Source organism: Actinomycetota bacterium (assembly GCA_005888325.1).
GTDB lineage: Bacteria > Actinomycetota > Acidimicrobiia > Acidimicrobiales > AC-14 > AC-14.
Genome location: VAWU01000028.1, coordinates 1 through 20,954 on the forward strand (window position 1 = coordinate 1; position 20,954 = coordinate 20,954).

19 protein-coding genes are annotated in these 20,954 nt (G+C 68.6%); 11 read left to right on the top strand and 8 right to left on the bottom strand.

Annotated elements, in window-relative coordinates; genetic code table 11:
* Nucleotides 1-584, bottom strand: a 584-nt coding sequence (locus E6G06_10875; protein TML90973.1) for a hypothetical protein, incomplete at its 3' end; no start/stop codon positions are given.
* 224 nt (nucleotides 585-808) lie between these two features.
* Between E6G06_10875 and E6G06_10880 the strand changes: the two genes are divergently transcribed.
* The 3 genes from E6G06_10880 to E6G06_10890 are packed head-to-tail and all read left to right on the top strand — an operon-like array spanning nucleotide 809 to nucleotide 3,787.
* A complete protein-coding gene (locus E6G06_10880; protein ID TML90974.1) occupies nucleotides 809-2,467 on the top strand; it encodes a DUF11 domain-containing protein in 1,659 nt (552 codons plus the stop codon).
* A gap of 11 nt (nucleotides 2,468-2,478) precedes the next feature.
* A complete protein-coding gene (locus E6G06_10885) occupies nucleotides 2,479-3,309 on the top strand; it encodes a hypothetical protein (protein ID TML90975.1) in 831 nt (276 codons plus the stop codon).
* Complete coding sequence (locus E6G06_10890) at nucleotides 3,074-3,787, top strand: hypothetical protein (protein ID TML90976.1); 714 nt, start codon at nucleotides 3,074-3,076, stop codon at nucleotides 3,785-3,787. Before E6G06_10885 ends, E6G06_10890 begins: the two co-directional genes overlap by 236 nt.
* 64 nt (nucleotides 3,788-3,851) lie before the next feature.
* On the opposite strand, the gene E6G06_10895 is transcribed toward E6G06_10890, so the two are convergent.
* Nucleotides 3,852-4,136, bottom strand: a complete 285-nt coding sequence (locus tag E6G06_10895) for a hypothetical protein (GenBank protein TML90977.1) — start codon at nucleotides 4,134-4,136, stop codon at nucleotides 3,852-3,854.
* A 227-nt stretch (nucleotides 4,137-4,363) separates the two neighbouring features.
* Between E6G06_10895 and E6G06_10900 the strand changes: the two genes are divergently transcribed.
* Nucleotides 4,364-6,907, top strand: coding sequence for a hypothetical protein (locus E6G06_10900; protein ID TML90978.1), 2,544 nt, complete (start codon nucleotides 4,364-4,366; stop codon nucleotides 6,905-6,907).
* Nucleotides 6,908-6,925: 18 nt separating this feature from the next.
* On the opposite strand, the gene E6G06_10905 is transcribed toward E6G06_10900, so the two are convergent.
* A complete protein-coding gene (locus E6G06_10905) occupies nucleotides 6,926-8,596 on the bottom strand; it encodes a hypothetical protein (protein TML90979.1) in 1,671 nt (556 codons plus the stop codon).
* A 267-nt stretch (nucleotides 8,597-8,863) separates the two neighbouring features.
* Between E6G06_10905 and E6G06_10910 the strand changes: the two genes are divergently transcribed.
* The 4 genes from E6G06_10910 (at nucleotide 8,864) to E6G06_10925 (ending at nucleotide 12,438) form a co-directional block, all read left to right on the top strand.
* Complete coding sequence (locus E6G06_10910; GenBank protein ID TML90980.1) at nucleotides 8,864-10,429, top strand: hypothetical protein; 1,566 nt, start codon at nucleotides 8,864-8,866, stop codon at nucleotides 10,427-10,429.
* 153 nt (nucleotides 10,430-10,582) lie between these two features.
* The gene (locus E6G06_10915; GenBank protein ID TML91096.1) at nucleotides 10,583-11,236 is read left to right on the top strand and encodes a nitroreductase; all 654 of its coding nucleotides are present in this window, start codon (nucleotides 10,583-10,585) and stop codon (nucleotides 11,234-11,236) included.
* Nucleotides 11,229-11,963 carry a hypothetical protein gene (locus tag E6G06_10920; GenBank protein TML90981.1) on the top strand — a complete coding sequence of 245 codons (735 nt, stop codon included), beginning with the start codon at nucleotides 11,229-11,231 and terminating at the stop codon, nucleotides 11,961-11,963. The genes E6G06_10915 and E6G06_10920 overlap by 8 nt, the downstream gene beginning before the upstream one ends.
* 40 nt (nucleotides 11,964-12,003) lie before the next feature.
* A complete protein-coding gene (locus E6G06_10925; protein TML90982.1) occupies nucleotides 12,004-12,438 on the top strand; it encodes a VOC family protein in 435 nt (144 codons plus the stop codon).
* Between the two features lie 24 nt (nucleotides 12,439-12,462).
* Here the strand turns inward: E6G06_10925 and E6G06_10930 are convergent, their stop codons facing one another.
* Both E6G06_10930 and E6G06_10935 read right to left on the bottom strand, forming a co-directional pair.
* Nucleotides 12,463-13,656, bottom strand: a complete 1,194-nt coding sequence (locus tag E6G06_10930; protein TML90983.1) for an acyltransferase — start codon at nucleotides 13,654-13,656, stop codon at nucleotides 12,463-12,465.
* Between the two features lie 128 nt (nucleotides 13,657-13,784).
* Nucleotides 13,785-14,177: a GntR family transcriptional regulator gene (locus tag E6G06_10935; protein ID TML90984.1), complete on the bottom strand. Its 393-nt coding sequence runs from the start codon at nucleotides 14,175-14,177 to the stop codon at nucleotides 13,785-13,787.
* A gap of 135 nt (nucleotides 14,178-14,312) precedes the next feature.
* On the opposite strand from E6G06_10935, the gene E6G06_10940 reads away from it, so the two are divergent.
* Nucleotides 14,313-15,998, top strand: coding sequence for a hypothetical protein (locus E6G06_10940; protein ID TML90985.1), 1,686 nt, complete (start codon nucleotides 14,313-14,315; stop codon nucleotides 15,996-15,998).
* A gap of 12 nt (nucleotides 15,999-16,010) precedes the next feature.
* Here the strand turns inward: E6G06_10940 and E6G06_10945 are convergent, their stop codons facing one another.
* The 3 genes from E6G06_10945 to E6G06_10955 form a co-directional block, all read right to left on the bottom strand.
* A complete protein-coding gene (locus E6G06_10945; protein ID TML90986.1) occupies nucleotides 16,011-16,367 on the bottom strand; it encodes a cupin domain-containing protein in 357 nt (118 codons plus the stop codon).
* A gap of 106 nt (nucleotides 16,368-16,473) precedes the next feature.
* On the bottom strand, nucleotides 16,474-17,205 hold the full coding sequence (locus tag E6G06_10950; protein TML90987.1) for a PAS domain-containing sensor histidine kinase: 732 nt from the start codon (nucleotides 17,203-17,205) through the stop codon (nucleotides 16,474-16,476).
* Nucleotides 17,206-17,598: 393 nt separating this feature from the next.
* On the bottom strand, nucleotides 17,599-18,201 hold the full coding sequence (locus E6G06_10955) for a class I SAM-dependent methyltransferase (protein TML90988.1): 603 nt from the start codon (nucleotides 18,199-18,201) through the stop codon (nucleotides 17,599-17,601).
* On the opposite strand from E6G06_10955, the gene E6G06_10960 reads away from it, so the two are divergent.
* A complete protein-coding gene (locus E6G06_10960; protein TML90989.1) occupies nucleotides 18,119-19,468 on the top strand; it encodes a glycosyltransferase family 2 protein in 1,350 nt (449 codons plus the stop codon). The two genes, E6G06_10955 and E6G06_10960, sit on opposite strands and share 83 nt — an antisense overlap.
* 159 nt (nucleotides 19,469-19,627) lie before the next feature.
* Entirely contained in the window at nucleotides 19,628-20,950 is a 1,323-nt protein-coding gene (locus tag E6G06_10965; protein TML90990.1) for a glycosyltransferase family 39 protein, read from the top strand.
* Nucleotides 20,951-20,954 lie beyond the last annotated feature (4 nt).

Consider the following 20,954-nt stretch of genomic DNA (forward strand, 5'->3'; position numbering starts at 1 on the left):
TAGCCGGTCGTGATGAGCCCGCCGCTGGTGGCGAATGTCCCCGTTGACGCCCATGCGGCCTTGCCTGCCTGAATGGCAACGCCGGAGTCACACGCGCTGAGGGGTTCGTCGCGGATGTCGAGCACCTGGAGGCCGAAGGCGAACACCTGAGAGCCACCGGTGATGAGCACGCCGGAGTTCAGGCTCCCGCAGGCGCCCGGACCTGGTCCGGCCACCGTCACGTCGAGGAGGTTTGCAACAACTCCGTCGCCGCAGACATCGACGATGGCGGTGACACCACTTCCCGACGGTCCGCAGCGCGACTCGTGCGGGGCGGCGGGGGCGCGCACAACGGGACGCGCATCACCGGAGTAGGGGGTGAGCGTGAGGTTCTTGGTGATCGTGAGCTGCTCGGGGTAGACGCCCGGGCAGATCGCCACGAAGTCTCCCGGCTGGGCGGCGTCGATTCCGGCCTGAATGGTCGAGAAGGCGGCGCCTGCACAGGACAGGTCATCGTCGACCACGACGGTATGGGGCTCTGCTGCATCAGCCCGGACGGGCATACAAACCGTCATGCCGATCATGACCACGAGCAGTCTCCGCATGAGCACAGATCGTACGGCAACGCAGGGGAACCGTGCTAAATGCCACAAACTGGGTTGTGCGCCTGGACGACCCGGAGAGAACGGTGTGCAGCCGAGGTGTGCGTCGGACGGCTCAACCCAGCGGAGGCGGACCCGAAGCCGACCCTGGTAACGATGGGCTGTTGGGGTTCCGCCTCCAGGCATGGGTCCTGGGACGGGCGGAGACCAGGAGTGGGGACGGTGAGATGAGATCGCTGCAACGGCGGGTGACGCACGCGGTGGTCGCATCGGCCACCTTCTGCGCGGTGCTGGTGTCGGCCTCGACGACGGCCTCGGCTGCCCCCGTGGTGCGCAACGTGCCCGGCGACTACCCGAGCATCCAGGCGGGCATCGACGCGGCGGTCAATGGCGACACGGTGCTCGTAGCCCCCGGCACCTACAGCGAGCACCGAATCGACTTCCACGGCAAGGCCATCAAAGTGGTCGGAGCCGCGGGAGCGGCGTCCACCGTCATCGACGGCAACGGTGTCGGTCCTATCGTGTTCTTCCACTCGTTGGAGACCCGTGCCTCGGTGCTCAAGGGCTTCACGATTCAGCACGGCTTCACCGACTTCTACTCCGTGCCAGGGTACGGCGACGCGGGTGGCGGCGTGTCCATCGTGCACGCCATGCCGACGATCAAGCTGAACGTCATCCAGGACAACGCGGCCGTGTTTGCCGGTGGCGGTATTGCCGAACAGTTTGGCGCCCCTCTGATTACACACAACATCATCCAACGCAATGGGCGCGGCCCCGCGGGCGGCGACGGTGGCGGCGTCTTTCTGGGTGGCGAAGGTGCGCCCGTCGTGACGGACAACGTCATCCAAGACAACGTGACGACCGATGGCGGTGGCATCGGACTGTTCGCCGCGGGTTCGCCGATCATCCGCAACAACGTGATCCGGCGCAACCGCGCGGTCTTAAGCCACGGCGGCGGAATTTACGCCGTGAACCAGTCTGACGCTCTCTTCGAGCAGAACCTGGTCGTCGACAACACCGCGAGCGACGAGGGCGGCGGTGCCTACTGGTTGGTCCCCGGCAACACTCGGGGTCCCTACCTCGTCAACAACACGTTCGTGGGCAACCAAGCCGCATCGGGTTCGGCGCTCACGCTCGCGGGGTTCGACTCCGCGTCCAGGGTGGTCAACAACGTGGCGGTCTCCGAGTCGGGCTCATCGGTGCTCGACTGCGGCGATTATCCCCGGGCCACGGTTCCGTTGATCACGTTCAACAATGTGTACAGCACGACCGTGCCGCGCTATGGCCGCAACTGCACCGACCAGACCGGCGTCAACAGCAACATCTCCGCCGACCCGTTGTTCGTCGACCCGACGGCAGGCGACTATCACCTGCGCGGCGCCTCGCCCTCCGTCGACGCCGGCGACAGCGACGCGCCCGGCCTCACCCCGTGGGACCTCGACGGCAACCCCCGCATCGTCGGCTCGGCGATCGACCAAGGCGTGTACGAGGCTCAGCCGGGCGCCGACCTCTCGCTCGGCATCACCGCCACGCCCAACCCGGTGATGACCGGCAAGCTGCTCACCTGGACGCTCACCGCCACCAATCACGGGCCGCTCATGGCCACCAACGTGCAGTTGCACGACACCTGGCCCAACGCCCTACCGGGCGGGGTGCAGTTCCGCCGGGTGGCCACGAGCACCGGGTCCTGCGCGTGGGACGGCGCCACCACCCTCACCTGCTCGCTGGGAGCTCTTCCATCGGGTGCCTCCGCCACCATCACCCTGGTGGTCAAGCCGCGCGGCCCGGGGATGCTGGCCAACACCGCAACCCTCGCTGCCCACGAGTTCGACCCCAACACCGCCGACAACACAGCCTCGGTGCAGGTCACCGTGCGGCCCGGTTGAGGGCGCATGCCATGGCAGGACCGTTGGCCGGGCGCACACGTGTGTTGGCCTCCTGCGGGCGCGAACGTATGACGATGAGGCGAGCTCGTCTGCTTGCGGTGCTGGCGATCGCGGCTGTGCTGCTTGTGGCGTGTCGCCCCGGCGACCTCGACCCGACCTTTGGCACCAACGGTGTGGTGAGCTTTGACCTCGGCGCCAACGGCCACTTCGGTCAACCGGCCGTCTTGCCTGATGGTCGGATCGTTGTGCCGGGCACGTTTCAGACATCGTTTGACCCGCCTCACATAACACTGCGCGGACTGAACGCCAACGGCACCCCCGATGCGACCTTCGGCGACAAGGGCGTAGTCGACACCTTCGTCGGCTACGCCAGCACGGCGGAGCTCGTGGTGCGCCAACCAGACGACAAGCTCCTCGTGGGCGGCTCCGTCTCGTTCGTGGCCGGGATGCCGCCGCCGACGGAGCTGGGCCTTTTGCGCTACCTGCCCAACGGCACGCTCGACGCCAGCTTCGGCAACGGGGGCGTAGTCGTCAGCGATCTCGGCAGTTACGACGCCATCGTCGCGGTCGTGCTTCAGCCCGACGGCAAGATCGTGGCGGTGAGCGATGGAAGCCACGGGACCCTCGTGGTTCGGCTCAACCCCGACGGCAGTGCCGACACCACCTTCGGCTGGGCGGGCATCGTGGGCCTGGGTGGCCATTTTGCTGCCGGAGGGCCTGCGCACGTCCTGGGTTCAGCCCGATGGCAAGCTCGTCGTCGGCGCGTCCGGGGTCAGGCCCAACGACCCCGTGGGCACGGCGGTGTTCGAGCTCGTTCGCCTGACGCCGACCGGTATCCGTGACGCAAGCTTCGGGGACAACGGCGTGGTCACCACCGACTTCGGGTTCGGGATCGACCGGGAGTCGTTTCTCCGCGGCCTGGTGTTGCGCGCGGGTGGCAAGCTGCTGGCTGGGGGGTCCACCCAGGGCGCCGATGGTCGGGTGTTGTTTGCGCTCGCCCGGTACAACCCCGACGGGACGTTGGACTCGACCTTCGGTGCTGGGGGTCGGGTCACGCACGCAATGCCGTCGACCAACCCGTTCAATGTCTTCGCCTTCGCCACCCAACGTTATGGCGCGGTAGTGCTGGCCGGCATCGACTGCCAGCGCGCCGTTCTCGCCAGGTTCGACCCGGCTGGCGACTTCGATACCAGTTTCGGTTCGGGCGGCATCGCCACGAGCACCGCCATCCAGAGCGTCGACGTTCTCACGAGCCAACCAAACGGTGCGCTCCTCGCCGGTAGTCGTCGCGGTGATCAGTTGGCACGTTTCGCCGGGTAGTTGGCCCGCAGCATCGCGTTACCTGTCCTTCTGAGCGAGGGTCATCCGACCTTGCCATCACGGGTCAGCGCGAGATCACCTCGAACAGGCGCATCTCCGGCGCACCTTGCGCGTTGCGTTGGAGGTGCTCCATCATCCTCGGCCGGACCAACTGCGCCGCCGCGTCCGCTTCGGCCTCGGTTTGCCACAGCACGAAGATCCCGTACTCACCGTCGCTGTCGTCCCCGAACACCACGGCGCTTTCGCAGCCGGGTTGGGACGTGATCAGCGGCATCAGCTCGTCGGCGAGAGCCTGGGCCTCCGCCCGCTTGCCCGGGCCGAACGAGAACCTGACGAGTCGTGCGTACATGGTTGACCTCCCTCGTGGTCACGCCGGCGTCCAGCCGGCGAGCTGCTCGGACGAGCATCGCCCCCAGTCCGGTAACCGATGGGAGTGAAGAGATCCTAGGTCCGCCCCCGATCCGTCCTCGGGCTCCTGGGCCTGCCGCGCGGCGGTAGTGTCTCCGCGTCGACTCGAGGGGAGTTCGAGTGACGGGGCCGCTTCGGCGTCGCGGTGTCAGGGTCGGTACGGCGTGCATGGCGTTGGTCGCGGCTCTGGGGGTGACGCCGCTCGCGATTCCTCCTGCCGGGGCGACCCGACCGACCGCAACGGCTCGTCAGCTCGCGGGCTCGATCCCATCGCCGTACATCGACGCCCGCGACGCGGTGAAGGTTGGCAACGACCTTTTCGTGATCGACGGGAACGCCATCGATCGCATCGACGTCACCACGTCGGCATGGGCGGTGTTCGCAGGCGATCGCACCGTCTCGGGATCGGTCGACGGCTACGGCGCCGCTGCCCGGTTCAACGTCCCGCAGGGCCTGGCCACCGACGGCGACAACCTGTACGTGGCCGATTCCAACAACGACACGATCCGGCGCGTGCGGATCGGCAACGCAGAGGTGTCGACCATCGCGGGCCAGGTGGGGCTCGTGGGCTCGGCCGACGGCGCAGGCGCTGCGGCTCGCTTCAACGGCCCGAAGGGAATCGTGGTCGTGCCGGACGAGCTCAGCGTCTACATCGCGGACAGCTACAACCGCACGATCCGCAAGCTGACGCTCGCGACGGCCGCGGTCACCACGGTGGCCGGAATGCCGGGGGCCGTGGGTTCGGTCGACGGCATCGGCGCGGCGGCGCGCTTCGAGTTCCCCGACGGCATCACGTCGGACGCGAGTGGCGTGCTGTGGATCGGAGACGGCATCAAGTTGCGCAAGCTCGTGCCGAGCACGAGGGCTGTGACGACGCGCGCTGCGTTCACCGATCCCGGTGCGTTCAACCAGAACGCAATGGGCGTCGCCGTCTCCGGTGGGTTCGTGTACGTCGCCGCGTTCTACTTCATCGACACCGAGGACGGCGGCGAGTACTGGAAGATCTGGAAGGTCAACGCGGCAACGGGCGGTGTCGTCGACATCACCCCGCCCTTACTCCAAGCCGTCGACCTCCTCACCGACGGGGTGAACCTCTGGGCGGCCCATGGACCGCGGTTCACGGAGATCACGCTGGCGACGGGGGCGTCGCGCGGTGCGGCGGGCATCGCCGCTGCGGGCCAGGTCGACGGCCGCGGCGCAGCTGCCCGCTTCACCAACCCCGCGGACACCACGTCCGACGGCCTCAACCTCTACGTCACCGACCGCGCGACGGGAGCGGTACGCAAGGTCGTGATCGCAACCGGCGCGGTGACGACGCTGGCCACCGGCCTCGACCAGCCACGCGGCATCACCCACGATGCCACCGACTTGTACGTCGCCCAGCCTGACGCGGTCGCTCGGATCTCGAAAGCGACCGGCGCCGTGAGCACGCTGGTGACGCTGCCGACGGCGAGCAACCCCGCCCACGACCTCGTCTACCAAGGTGGCCACCTCTATCTCGTGCACGGTGACTGCGCGGTCTACGACATCGTGATCGCCACCGCGACCATGACCGCGCTGGCCGGGGTGCCGGGACAGTGCGGCAACCAAACCGACGGCACGGGCGCGGCCGCGCGGTTCGGTGCCGGCGCTAGCAGCCCGCCGACGAGCATCACCACCGACGGGACCAACCTCTGGATCGCAGACAACAGGCTGCGCAAAGTCGTCATCGCGACCGCGGTCGTGACAACGGTCGCGGCACCCGGCACGGCCGACAGCCTCACCCATGCCGGGGGGTCGCTGTACGTTGTCCTCGACGTGAACGGCACCGGCCGTGGCGTCTACCGGAGCGATGCGCCCGGTGGTGCGTACACGCTCGTGATCCCGGATCGCGGCCAACCGCTCACTTACGCCCCGACGTCCGCCTCGACCACGGCGGCAGGCGACTTCCTCTGGTTCAACGGCATCGCCGCGGACTCTGCGGGTCACCGCCTCTTCTTCGCCAACGGTTATGGGGTCGGCATGATCACCGACGCCAAGGTCCCTCCGCAGCTGACGATCGGCGACGTCACCACGAACGAGGGCGACGGGGGCATGGCCCAGGCCGTGTTCACCGTGCGACTCTCATCACCGCAACCCGACCTGATCAGCGTCGTCTATCTCACCAATGACGGCTCGGCGACGAGCGCGAGCGGCGACTACGTGGGCCAGTCGGGTCGCCTCGACTTCGCCCCCGGAGTGGTGGAGCAACGGGTGAAGGTCACGGTCAACGGCGACATGGCCAACGAGGCCAACGAGAGCTTCAAGGTGCGCCTGGTGTGGCCCTCGGGCGGCGCGGTGCTGGCGCGCGCCATCGGCACCGCCACTCTGCTAGACGACGATCCCAACGGCGGGAGTGCGACACTCGCCATCGGCGACGTGAGCGTGGTGGAAGGCGACGACCTCAGCGCGCTGGCGGTGTTCCCGGTGCGCCTCTCGAGCGCGCAGGGCAGCTCGGTCAGCGTCAACTTCGGCACGGTGGACGGCAGCGCGACGCTGGCGGGCGGCGACTATGAGCCGCGCCTGGGCACGCTCAGCTTCGCCCCCGGCGTCACCGGCGCCACCGTTTTCGTCAAGCTCACCGGCGACTACCGCCCCGAGGCGCTCGAGACGTTCTCCCTCGTGCTGTCGGGTTCAACCGGTCCCACCATCACACGCGCCAGCGGCGCCGGCGCGATCATCGACGACGACTGAGCCGACCCGAACCGCGCGCTAGTGCGGTTGCGTCAAGAACACGCCGACGGCCGCGGTGCTCAAGCGTCTGTCAAGGTCGAGCGCCTCGACGTAGAACGACGTCTTGTCGAGGGTGCCCGCGTCACGCTGCGCCCGGATGGCCGTCATGCGCCGGACGAGTTGGGCGCGCTCTGCGCGGGGCAGCAGGCCCCAGTAGGCGATCATTCGATGGCCCGGACGGTCGGCCGCAGCATCGAACTTGCCGAAGGGTTTGCTGATCTCGACGTCGAGGATCGCTCGAACCGGGCCGTGCCGGTGGACGCGATGAGCGGAGTCAGAGCCGACAAGACCGTACGCGGATTGTGTGCGCGCGGATATTCCGTGCCGCTCCAGCCAGAGGATCAACGCCGCGTAATAGACGCAGCCCTCATCGCCGCTGCACCGAACGATGACGTCGCCGGAGCCTCTCGGCAGGGCCGCGGTTGTTTGTCGGGCCAACACCGCAACCTGCGGTGAGTACGCGTCCCCGACGGGCCTTGCCGCATACACCGCATTGACGAGTGTGATCGCGCCCAGGGCCACGACACAGGCCACACCCAGTGCGCGCCTCGTGGTCGGTCTGACTCGCTCATCGACCAGCCGCCAGGCCCCCCAAGCGGTGGCGACAAAAGCGAACATGGTGACCACCCAGATCCAGCCCAGCCGGTAGTCGTAGACCGGCCCCAGGGTGCGAGCCACCCACACGACACCCAGGCTCAGGGTCAACCCGACGGTCGCGGTCAACCAGAAGGCGTCTCTCTCCCCTCGGCGCCAGAGCGCGAACGCGACGCCGACGAACGGCAGGAGATAAACGGGAAAGGCGGCGTGGAGAAGCGACGCAGGCTCGAAGCGGAGGGGGATCACCGCTCGGTGGCCGGTGATCCACTCGGGACGGCTCCCGAACTGGTTGCTCGTCAAACGCCAGCCCTCGGCGAGGGTGTGAGCCTTCTTGCCGGAGTCATCGAGGAAGTAACCGGCGATCTTTCCGAGGTTGCCGTGAGCGGCGGTGATCTGCTGGAGCACGGGAGGCAGCCAGAGCACCACGAGCACTCCGGCCGCCACGAGCGCGGCTCGGAGAGGACGACTTCGACGGACCGCCGCGGCGCGGCCCGCTTGCACGCGTCGGTACGACTGCGCGACCAGGCACGACGTACCGAGCACCAGCAGCGGGGCCGCGAGCAGGGCATAGCCGACATGGGTCTGGATGCAGAAGGACGCCACGAACGCTCCGGCCGGCAGTGCCCACGCCGAGCCGGAGATCATCTCCCATGTGAGAAAGACGAGCAGCCCGAACGGGAGAACGGTGATCGAGACGTTCCACGGATCGCGCACGAGGTCGGGCCCGAAACTCCTGACCACCAGGCCGCAGCCCAAGAGAGTCAAGAGCAACAGCGGAGTGCCGCCATGCCGTCGAGCGATCAAGGCCATTCCGAGGATGGCGGCGCCGTTGATCAGCAGCGCGCCCAAGAGCAGACCGATCGAGCGGCCACCCGTCAAGCGATACGGCACCGCGAGCACATAGAAGAGGATGGGACCCGGATGGTTCCATCCATCCCGGGAGAAGAGACCGAGAAGGACGGGATGATGGCCCACGTCCCGAACTTGTAGCTCCGTGCCCGCGACATCGCCCGCCGGGTAGTAGCTCGAGCGGACCCGAACGAACACGGTCACGGCGGACACCAGAAGCGGAACCAGCCCGAGCGCTATGACGCCTCGGGACACGCGCCGGCTGCGGTCTTGCGGCGCTCGGTGTTGCGCTGAGACCAATGGCGCGCTTGGCGCTTGCGACCGAGCGGGTGCGGTGATCGGTCGATCGTAGCGGTCAGCGCCGACCGCTCTCGCCAGGAGCACGCGGAGGCGGCTGTTGCCTGTTTGCGTCGAGCGTCGACGGGGGACGCTAGTCTGAATCGAGACGGCGATACATGACAGGGGTGCAGCGTGGGCCGCAGACGGCTTCGAGCCGGGATACTAGCGGCGGCGCTGGCTCTCCTCGGCGGCGCGGTGGTCGGAGTGGCTCCGGCCCGCGCGGCGACGTTCATGCTGTCGGGCACGGTCACCGACGACTCGAGCACCCCGGTGGTGGACGTCGTGGTGGATGTCCTCGATCCGCCGACGGGCAACGCAGTGGCGACGGCCACGACGGATGGCACCGGTCACTACGCCATCTCGGTGGCGGAGGGGACCTACGACGTGCGCTTCACGCCACCTTCGGGCAGCGCGCTGGCGCCGGCGACGATCTCGGGCGAGGCCGTCGCGACCGACACCGTGCTCGACGTCGTCCTGCAACCGACCCCCCCAGTGGTCACCGTCGTCGCCCCCCGCAACGGCCAGATCGTCAGCGACTACTACGACCTGGCGGCGACCACGAGCGCGCCGGTGGATCGGGTCGAGTTCTACATCGACGACGTGCTGATCGGGCAGGCCACGGCCGGTCTGGGCTGGAACTACCACTGGAACTCGACCACCGTGGCCGAGGGCGGCCACAAGATCCAGGCCAAGGCGTACGTGGGCAGCGCATCGGCCCTCAGCGCGCCCGTGCTGTTCAACGTGAAGCAGTTCGCTCCCGGACAGGTCATCGACTGGGGTCAGACCACGAACTTCCCCGCGGGCGGATGGGTGAGGATGACCAAGCTGCGAGACGGCGTCTGGCTGGCGGCCACGACCGTCGGGATCACCAAGTACCGCGCCGAGATCTGGATCTACAAGAGCACCGACAACGCCCGCAGCTGGACCAAGATCGCCACCGTGGATGACGGCGACCGGCTGCTCGGCAACCCCAACCTGCTGAAGGTGCCGAAGGGTGACGTCCTGCTGGCCACCCGCAACTGGGTCAACCTCGTCTCCTACCGCATCTCGGTCTGGCGCTCGAGCGACAACGGGATGCACTGGACCGGGCCGGTCAAGGTCGCGGGCAACGAGAATCCACAGGGCAACCAGTACCTCAATGTGTGTGAGCCGTGGCTGTTCTTCCTCCCCGACGGCCGGGTCTCGATCATGTACGCCGACGGCACCCAGGCCGCGATCGGCTTCCGGCAACGGATCACGCAGAAGATCTCGCCCGACAACGGCCAAACCTGGGGTTCCCTCAAGATCTTTGCCGCCGCGCTCCAGGACAACCGTTCCCGGCCGGGGATGCCGGTGGTGATCAGGATGAAGAACGGTCAATATCTCCTGCTGTTCGAGTTGGGCGGCGTCGACAACTTCTACGTCCACTACAAACGCTCCAGCGATGGAGTCACCTGGACCGGCGACCTCGGCACCCGCATATCGACCGACCAGCAGGGTGGCCCCGGCGCGGTGTCCATGAGCAACGGCCGAGTCATCGTGACGTCGAACACCATGGCGGTGTCGTACAGCAACGACTACGGCCAGACTTGGCAGTCGAACGACCCCGCTTTCACTGTCGGGCGCTGGCCGGCCCTGTACGAGATCGGGCCCGGTGCAATCGCCGATTCGATCAGCCTGCCAACCCAGCTCCGTTTCGGCCTCGTCAAATCGCGCTGATGTGCGAGGTTCACGCGGCGACGGCTCCGGGTCTACCGAACACCGCCGTGTGACCCACCGCTCTAGGGTTCGCGGATGACCGACGCTTGGTCCCGCCACGACCGAGGCCCCGAGGGCGAGCGCCCACTCGCCGATGTCGAGGACGGCCTCCAGATGCCCCTCGAACACGCGATGCGCACGCAGCGGGCGGTGCGCAAGGTGTTGCCCGACCCGGTCGACGACGCCATCGTCGTGCGTTGCATCGAGCTGGCGTTGCACGCGCCGACCGGATCGAACGGGCAGAACTGGGAGTTCGTGGTGGTGAAGGATCTCGCCGCCAAGGAGCGTCTCGCCGCCCAGTACGCCCGGGCCTGGAAGCTCTACGGGGGCGTCGGCCAACGTGTCGTCAACCGATCCGGCGAGAACGAACCGATGGCGAGGATCCTGCGCGCCGTGCAGTGGCAGGTGGAGCACTTCGTGGAGATCCCCGTCGTCATCGTGGCCTGCCTGCGGGGTGGGCGGGCGCCCTTCGTGCCGCTGCCGCCGATCGCGGAGTCGTCCTACTACGGCTCGATCTACCCGTCGGTGCAGAACCTGCTGTTGGCTGCGCGCTCGATGGGTCTCGGGGCCTCCCTCATCACCTTGCCGCTGTGGAGCACCACGGTCGTGCGGCGGTTGCTGGGACTGCCGCTGTCGGTACAGCCGTGCTGCGCGGTACCGCTCGGGTGGCCCCGCGGCCGCTATGGCCCGACCACGCGCAAGCCGGTGGGCGACGTGGTGCACCTCGACCGCTTCGGCAACCGACCGTGGCGAGACAGCGGTGCCTGACGCGTCGTCGCGCGGGGACGCCGCGGAGGAGAGCACGCCGTCCGCCGCGCAGGCGATGGTGCCGAGCCTCCGCCGGCTCGCGCCCCAACTCGTCGTGGCGGGTGTGTTCCCGGTCGTCGGGTACAGCCTCTTGCGGCCCCACGTCGGCTCCGACGCGGTCGCTCTCGCTGCGGTCATGGTCTTTCCCGTAGCCGAGATCGCGTTCGAGCGCCTGCGACACGGTCGCTTCGAACCCATCGGCATAATCGCCCTGATCGGCATCGCCGTCGGCCTGGTCGGTGCCGTCGCCATGCACGGCAGCGCCACACTGCTCAAGGTGCGCGAGTCGCTCCTCACCGGGTTGTTCGGCGCAGTCTGCCTCTGCTCGCTGACGGCGAAGCGGCCGGTGATGTTCTATCTGGGCCGTTCCTTCGCCACCGGGGGTGACCCTGCGCAAGTGGAGGAGTTCAACGGCATCTGGGACCTGCCCGGCGCCGCCCGGAGGTTCCGCTTCGTCACCGCGGTGTGGGGGCTCGGACTGGTTGGCGAGGCGGTCGTGCGGTTCGTGCTGGCGCTCACGGTCTCCACCCAACGCTTCCTGGAGATCTCGCCCGTCCTCAACTGGGGCGTGATCGGCGCGTTGTTGTGGTTCACGACCCTCTCGGCACGTGCGGGCGAGCGTCAAGCCCTGGGGGCGGGCGAGCAGCCGGTGGTCGCGCTGCCGCCACCGGACGGCGCCGACCGCTGATTCGCGCTGCACTGCTGCCACGCCGAAGTACGTTCCTCGGATGGAACCGCGCCTCAGCCTGATCACACTGGGTGTCACCGATCTCGAGCGCGCCCGAGCGTTCTACGAGCGGCTGGGCTGGCGAGGTCAGGAAGTCGAGGAGACGGTGTTCTTCGAGGCCGGGGGCGTCGTCCTCGTTCTCTGGGGCAGGGACAAGCTCGCGCTCGACTCTGGTGTCGCGGACACCGGCCGTGATTCCTTCGATGGCGTCGTCCTCGCCCACAACGTCCGCTCCGCGGAAGAGGTCGAGCAGGTGGCTGCCGCGGCCGAGGCCGCCGGGGCCACGATGACACGACCGCCCGGCGAGACGTTCTACGGAGGGTACGCCGCGTGTTTCTCCGATCCGGACGGCCACGTCTGGGAGATCTCCTACAACCCGGGCTTCGCGCTCCGCGAGGACGGCTCGATCATCCTGCCCGACTTCGGCACGGACTGAATTCCGACCGAGGCCGGAGCGGGTTTACGCCCGCGGACCTTTGAGCCGCAACGCGGGCCGCTCGACGACGAAGTAGCTCGCGACCGCGATCGCGAGGGTGATGGCGGCCGTACCGGTGAGCATCAACGGGAACGCGCCGGTGAAGAAGCGGGTGTGTGTCCAGTGCTGGTAGAGATCGATCGCGGCCTCGTGCCACAGGTAGACCCCGTAGGAGACCATCCCCAGCCACTGCACCGGTCGGAGCCGCAGGAAGCGACGCACCCCGCCGCGGGACTGTGGTCCGAAGACCCCGGGGACGAGGAGGCAGAACGCGGCCACGCCGAACAGCCCGTCGCGAGCCACCCATTGCCCCGGAGTCAGCGGCGTCTTGTAGTTGATCGGGATGTCGAGCCGGTTGACGACCGTCCAGTAGGCGGCGACCGCGACGAGGCACCACAGCCACGGCCGCCGTCCCATCGCTGCGAGGCGGGGCGCCGGCGTGGAGCGTGACGCGTCCCAGGCGCTCAGCACCGCGAGGCCCATGCCCAAGGCGAACAGGTCGAGATAGACGGGAAGCGTCGTGAGGGAGTAGGTGTCCTCGCCCCGCGCGGTCATGAGGACGAAGCGGCTCGCCAGCCCGATCGCGCAGAGGAGCGCGACGAGTCCCAGCTCCAGTGCCAGCCGGTGTCGAGCCCTCACGCCGACGCTGAGCCGGCGCACGCTCGCCGCGTAGAGCGGCAGAAAGACGTAGAAGCTCACCTCGGTGCCGAGTGACCACGCTTGTTGGATCCCGTGGAAGTGGTACGGCTCGCTGTAGATCTGGAGCAGACCGTAGAGAAGGAGGAACTCCTTGAGGCTGTGGATGTGCTGTTGATGCAGGACGTACACGACGACGGTGAGCGCCACCCAGTAGGCGGGCAGGATCCGCAGCGCACGACGCCGGAAGTAAGGACGCACCGCCGGGCCCGGTCGGCCGGCCATGTGCGACGACGCGAATGGCCGGTACAGCAGGAAGCCCGAGATCATGAAGAACAGCGAGACCCCGAAGTCGGCGTTGAACAGGTAGCCACCCAGCGAGGGGTGGCGGTACATGAAGCCCGAGGCGAACGCCACGTGGAGGAGCACCACACCGGTGACGGCGATGGCGCGATAGCCGTCGAAGCAGGGGAAATGCGCGAACCTTCTCGCGTCCTCCTCCGGTTCGGCCGCCGACTCGAGGCCGCCGATGGTCTCGGTCACGTCGAATCCGAGTCTTGGTCAGCAGGGACAGCGAGCTCGTTCACGGTCGTACAGCAGGGTAGACGGCAGGCGTGCTCCGGCCCGCTTCAGGCCGTGCGGTGGCGAATCGAGCGCCACGAAGATCGCGGTCATGCGACGTCCGCGTCCGCCGACGCCCGGAACGTGCTCTCGAACAGCGCGGCGATGCTGTCGGCATCGAGTCCGGCTCGACGCGCCTTGTCGAGCCATCGGCCGAGCTCGGCTCGGAGCGCCTTGTGCGCGGCGAGGGACGAATCGGCCAGGGACCGGGTGACGAACGTTCCGAGGCCGGGCCGGCCCGCCGCCAGCCCTTCGTGCTCGAGCTCGCGGTATGCCTTGAGGACGGTGTTCGGGTTGATCGCCACCTGGGCGACGACGTTCTTGACCGTCGGGAGCTGGTCGCCTTCGTGGAGGAGGCCGAGGCGAAGGGCCTGGCGAACCTGCTGGACGAGCTGCCGGTAGGGCGCGACGCCGGATCGCGTATCGATGTGGAACTCGATCATCCAGAGAAACATTTCACTAGGTACATAGATGAATGGTGGCTTGGCGCCGCCCGCCCGTCAAGCGGCGCGAGGATCGGCGCGATCAGCAGATCGGTTGTCGTCACCGCGCCCGACACGGAGTCGTTCGCGCCTCACTTGCGCCGCCGCCAACTGGTCGGTCTCGCAGTTGCGCTGGCGCTCGTGCCGCTCGTGATCTCGGCGGTCGCGTTGGTCGTGAAGGTCGGCGACACCTATTACCCCGGCTCCGACCTTGCGCTCACCGAGCTGCGCACGCGCGACGTAGGTCGTCACCCCGTGCTGCTCGGGCTGCCCTCCCGGGATCGCTGGAACCACCCGGGCCCCGCGCTCTTCTACCTCCTCGCGGGGCCGTACCGGCTGAGTGGCAGCGCGTCGATCGGGCTCGACCTCGGAGCCCTCCTGATCAACGGGTTGGCCATCGCGGGCATGGCCTTCGTTGCCCGGCGGCACGGGGGTACGCCGCTCCTGCTCCTCACTCTGCTCGGCAGTGGCCTGCTCGTACGCAGCCTCGGGCCCGACCTCCTACGCAACCCGTGGAACCCGTACATCACCGTGCTGCCGTTCGGCCTCCTGGTCTTCCTCACGTGGGCGATGACCTGTGGCGATGCGTGGGCGTTGCCGGTCTCGGCCGGCGTCGCCTCGTTCTGTGCCCAGACCCACGTCGGCTACGTGCCACTCGCCTTCCCGTTATTCGCGTGGGGCGCCGCGGGATTGACCGTGGCCGCGTTCCGCCGGGGGGCCGGCGGTCGACGCGCGCTGACCCGCGCCGCGTTGGTGGCGACCGCGGTTCTGTTCGTGCTCTGGTTGCCGCCCATCGTCGAGCAGCTCTCTCGTACGCCCGGCAACATGAGCGAGATCGTCAAGTACTTCACCGCGAGCAACAACAAGGCGCACACCTTGGCCGACGGCTACCGCGTGATCGCGGCACAGTTCGCCTGGCTCCCCGAGTGGGTGACCGGACATCAAAAGCTGGGCGCGTTCAGCGCCGAGCCGACGTACCTCTACTCCGCGCGCGTGCCCGTGCTGTTCGTGCCGCTCGTGGTTGCAGCGGTTGTGGTGTGGGCACGGCGAATGTCCGGAGCGCGTCGGCTGACGGCCACGCTCGCCGTCGCGTTGCTCTCGGGCGTGTTCGCCGTGGAGCGCACCGTCGGTCTGGTCTACGAGTACCGGCTGCGCTGGACGTGGGTGCTCGGGATGATTGCCGGGCTCGTCGTCGCATGGACGGCGTGGACGGTCGTGCGTCGCCGCTGGCTCGTGCCGGCCTCGCTCGCCGCGCTGGTCGTGTTGGCAGGTGTCAACAGCGCGAGCGCGGTGACGGCGCGTCCGCCGTACGAGCGGGAGTCGTCGGCGCTTCGTGCCATCACTCCCCAAGTGGTGGAGGCTCTGCCGCCTGGCGACGGCGACGTACTCGTGCGTCCCGAGTCCTTCGGAAGCTATTTCGTCGCGACTGGACTTGTCCTGCAGCTCGAGCGCCGTGGGATCGCCGGTCGAGTCGACCCCGGACGCGAAGACGCCTTCGGCGAACACCGCGTTCACCGACGCCGCCCGTTGCGGTCGATCCTCACGGTCGCAGCGGACATCGATGTGGAGAGGCTGTCGGCCCGGTCCGGTCTCCGCGTCATCGCCTACCGGGGCAAGCGGCCTCGCCGCGAGCGATCGGAGCTCAGCGCGCTTGTCGCGCAGCTGGATGCCCGCCACGGCGCGGGCCTGCTCGACGACCTCACCTGGGTGCGCGAGCGCTCCAAGCTGGAGGCTCGGCTCGGTCCCGCGGTGGCCGTGTTCGCGCCACGTACCGCGCCGTGATCCCGGTCCGCGTCAGTGCGTCGTGTAGTCGATGACGCCCGCCCCCGCGAGCCCCACGGCGAAGCAGAAGCAGTGGATCGGATCGCCGCCGCTCGGGCGGAGGCTGTGGACCGCTTCGGGCGGGATGTAGACGAGGTCGCCCGGCGCCACGTCGCGGTGGTCGTCACCGACGGTCATGACTCCACGGCCGGTCATGACGAAGTAGAACTCGTGTGTCGGGTGGGTGTGCGGGTACACCTCGCCGCCGACCGGCACCTCGAACTCGTTGGCCAACTCGAGATAACCGCCCTCGGTGAGGCTCTTCATCTCGCGAGGATGGATGAGCCACCACACCGGCACGGTCCCGTTGTGCTCGACCTCCGGCGTCACATCCCGAACATTGCGAACGTCCACGGCGTCTCCTGCTCGATCGGTTCCACCATCATGCTCGCGACCGCGCCGGGCTACGCAAGCCCCGCTGTGATCGACGCGTCGATCAGGCGGCCCGGCCGAGGACGATCCCGACCTGGTCGGCCAGTGTGAGCGCGACCAGGCGGTCGTCCTTGGAGATCCCGACACCCGGGGTCGGGATGAGGACGAAGCGCCCGAGGATGTGATCGCCGGAGCGGACCGGGATCTCGACGCCCTCACGCGTGAGCTCGAAGCCCTCGTGCGTGTAGTGGAACTCCCTTGTCGCGAGCGAGCCCGTCGGCTCGATCGTGTCGAGCGTCCCCAGGTATGGCGCCCGCTCGAACCAGCAGTTCCGGAGATGCAGGGTTTCGGTGAGCTCGGCCGTGACGGCGAGGATGACGTCGTCGGCGGCCTGCCCGTCAGCTGCCAGCTGGGCGACGCGGTGGATCCGCCTGACCCCGGCCCACCGGCGGGTGCCGACGTCTCGGATCCGGTCGGCCCGCAACGCGATCTCGCCGATGATCATCCCGACCGCCACGAGCAGCACGAGGGTGAGGATGTCCTTGCCGTCGGCGATCTTGAGCGACCCGTACGGCCGGGTGTGGAGGAAGTCGAACGACATGGCCGCGACGATGGCGACGAGGTAACCGGCACGACGGCCGCCGATGATCGCGCCGAGCAACACGAACAGCACGAGCACGAGCGCGGCGTTCGCCGAGCCGAGCTGCTCGCGGACGGGGACGAGCGCGGCCGCAGCTCCGATCGCGCCGAGGGCACCGATACCCGATCCGAACGCCACGCGATCTTTCGGGTCCATGACTCTGTTGTACTCCCGAATGCAGGCCGAGCGGAGGGGTCTTACGGTTTCTTTGCGTTCGGGTCCTGGGTCTTCGCGGGTCCTTAACGCTCACCCGGTGAAGCGGTAACCCATGCCCGGTTCGGTGAGGAACTAGCGGGCGCGGTCGACGTGGTGACCCTCAACCTCGCACTCGACCGGTTGCGCTGAGCCCTCGGGCGGGGCCGCGCCGGCGGGGGGTCCGGCGCAGCGCCGCAGTGAAGAAGATGGCCCGGCCCCGCCGCTGGGTTGGCGGGTGTACCGGAAGGGCCGAGCCAGGCGCCCATGATGAAGGGCCGTTCATGAGTACCCGATGAGAGCCGGCGGCGGATCTTCAGCGCCGGGCGTCGAGGCGAGCGTTCGCCACGCGAGCGGTCAGGACGCGGCGAGGCGACAGAGCAGGTGAAGCTCGCGCTCGAAGATCCACGAGGCCGGCGGCGGATACAGCCCGAGGCTCGTTTGCCATACCTCGGTCCGGAGTCCCAGCTCCGCCACGGCCCGCTGCCACCGGGGCGTGGACCAGTAGTTGTACGGCAGCGCCACGCCGTGGTGTGCGTTGCCCACCCAGTCCATGAGCCGCAGGATCGGTCGGGCGAGAGGCCCGTCGGCGGCGTGATCCTTCACGATGATGGCTCCGGGCGCGACGCGGACTGCTTCCCGCAGGAGCTCCATGGGGTCTTCCGTGTGGTGCAACACGTCGACGAACACGACCGCGTCGAATTCGGCGTCGTCGAAGGGGATGCGATGTCCGTCGAACGCCACGACGGGGATGTGCGTCGTCGGGCGCACGAACACGTCGATGCCGCTCACCTCGAGGTCCTCGCGCGATTGCATCAACAACGCGGCCACGGCGCCGTCGCCGCACCCGACATCGAGCACGCGCGCATTGGGGGGGATGACCGACGCGAGCCGGGCGGCCAGCGTGCGCACACGGCGGCCATGGACGGCTCGCGAATGGAGTCGGCCGACGAGGCTCACGGTTCAGAGCGTAGAGGCGGTGGCTCGACCGCGTGCCCGTTACCCCGATCGCTACGCTCGCACGGTGGAATCGGGCGAGGGCGACGGCGTGACGCTTCCCGGGCGCGTCGCCGTCTCGGTGGTGCTTCCGTGCTTCAACGAAGCGGACTCCGTCGGCCTGTGCGTGAAGGAAGCGCGAGACACCCTGGCGGGAGCAGGCATCGTCGGCGAGGTCGTCGTCGTGGACAACGGCTCCACCGACGGGTCTAGTGAGGTGGCGGAAGCCGCCGGCGCCCGAGTCGTCAACGAGAAGCGACGTGGCTACGGCAGTGCCCTGCGAGCGGGGTTCGCAGCGGCTCGGGGCGACATCATCGTGATGGCCGACGCCGATTCGACCTACGACCTCACCAAGATCCCCGACCTCGTCGCGCCCGTGCAGCGCGACGATGCCGATCTGGTGCTGGGCGCACGGTTGGACGCCGCCACCCGGCGGACGATGCCGTTTCTCCATCGTTTCGTCGGCACGCCGACCCTCACGTTCCTCGTCGCGCGCGCGTGTGGCGGCAAGGTCGTGAACGACAGCCAGTCGGGTTTCCGCGCCTTCCGCCGCGACAAGGTGGCACTGCTCGACGTGCGGTCCACCGGGATGGAGTTGGCCTCCGAGATGCTCATTCGGGCCGCCCGCGCCGGGCTGCGCGTCAGGGAGGTGCCGGCCGGTTACCGCGAGCGCATCGGTCAGTCGAAGCTGAACGCGGTCGGCGACGGGTGGCGCCACCTCCAGCTCATCCTGCTGCTCGCCCCCGACCTGCTGCTCATCGGCCCGGGCGCGGTGCTCGTCCTCTTCGGTGCCGTGTTCGCGGCGTTGGGATTCCTGCGTCCATCCGGGGTCGAGGTGGGCTCGCTGCGCTGGCAACCGGTGTTCTTCTCGGGCATCGCCATCGTGCTCGGCACCCAGGCGCTCCTGGCGGGCGCGGTGCTCGCCAACCGCTCGTCGGTCGCATCCGGAGCCATCCGCGAGCGTTTCGCGTTCGCAGGGCGCCCCGGGTTCCCGGGGAGGTGCCTTGCCGCCGGCTTGGGCGCGATCGCCGCTGGCCTCGCCATCGACTTCGTTCTCTTCATCATCTGGGTGCAGGACAACCCGCAGCCGTCACGCGGTCAGGCGCTCGCCGCGCTGGCCCACAGCCTCCTCATCGTGGGCGGCACCCTCGCCAGCTTCGGGGTCGTCAGCCGCTATCTGTTCCCCCAGGGCGACGACGACGAGGTGGCGACGCGGGCCACCATGGACTGAGGCGCGCGGGCTCAGGCGCGTTGACTCGCCCCGCGTGTGATCCTTAGCCTTGACAGATTGAGCCTTGGCGGATCGACGGGTCGAACGACGGCGTTGGGGGGAGCTATCACAACCAGTAGGTCGTGGGATCGCCGCTGGTTCCTGTGGCTCGGCCTGATCATGGTCCTCGGGCTGGGGGTGCGCGGCTACTACATCCACGTGCACACGCAACACCCCGTCGTGAGAAGCGACGTCTTCTACTACCACGGGGGCGCCAACCTCCTGGCGGAGGGCCACGGCTTCGTGCAGCCGTACTACTTCGTCGCCGAGGGGCGCTCGGTTCCCGGCGCCGACCATCCACCGGGCTACATCGTCGCCCTGGCTGTGGCGTCGGTCTTCGGTTTCAAGAGCTTCTTCGCCCACCAGGTCTGGTCGGCGCTGATCGGCACGGCGACGATCGGGGTGGTCGGCCTGGTCGGGCGGCACCTCGGCGGGAAACGGATCGGGCTGATCGCTGCGTTCATCGCGGCCGTCTACCCGAACTTCTGGTTCAGCGACGCGCTCATCATGTCCGAGACGCTGGTGCTCCTCATGGCCGCGCTGACGCTGCTCGTGGCGTACCGATTCTGGGAGCGGCCGAGCTGGGGGCGCGCCGCCGTGCTCGGCCTCGTGTGCGGGCTCACCGCTCTGACGCGGTCGGAGGCGACGCTCCTTCTGCCGCTGCTCGTTCTGCCCCTCGTGGTGTTCTCTCGGCTGGGCGCGCGTCGTTGCATCGCCCTGTTGGCTGTCGCCGGGATCGCGGCGCTCGCCACCGTCGCTCCCTGGGTCGGGTACAACCTGGTCCGCTTCGAGCACCCCGTCTTTCTCTCGATCCCCGATGCCACCTTGCTGGCCGGCAACTGTCGCGACACGTACTACGGAACCTTCATCGGCTACTGGTCCGTGCCCTGCGTCGCCCGCCTGAACGTGAAGGCGCGGGATCACTCGACCGCGGGACTGGTCTACCGGCGTGAGGCTCGCCGCTTCATCGAGCACAACCTCGGACGGTTGCCGTTCGTCGTGTTCGCGCGCGAGGGCCGCACGTGGGGCTTCTACCATCCGGACGGGCAGCTCCAACTCGACCAGCTCGCCACCAAGGAGCTCGCCCTCTCGCGCGCGGGCTTGGCGATCTACTACGTGCTCGCGGCCGGGACGATCGCCGGCGCGGTAATCCTCCGTCGCCGCCGCGTCCCCGCGTTCCCGCTGCTCGCGTTGCTGTTGACGCCCGCGCTCTCGGTCGCGGTGACGATCGGTGAGACCCGCTATCGCGCGTTGGCCGAGGTCGCGCTCGCGCTCGGGGCGGCGGTCACGATCGACGCGGTGATCTCGCAGCTGTCCCCGCGACGGCGGTCGTCGACGCGTGGAAGTGAGGCGGAGCGACGGCGGTCCGCCGACGGCAGCACCTCGGACGCGGTGCCGGACACCGCGCGGGTGCCGGCGAAGGTGGGGCCCCCGGGTTCCTAGCGCC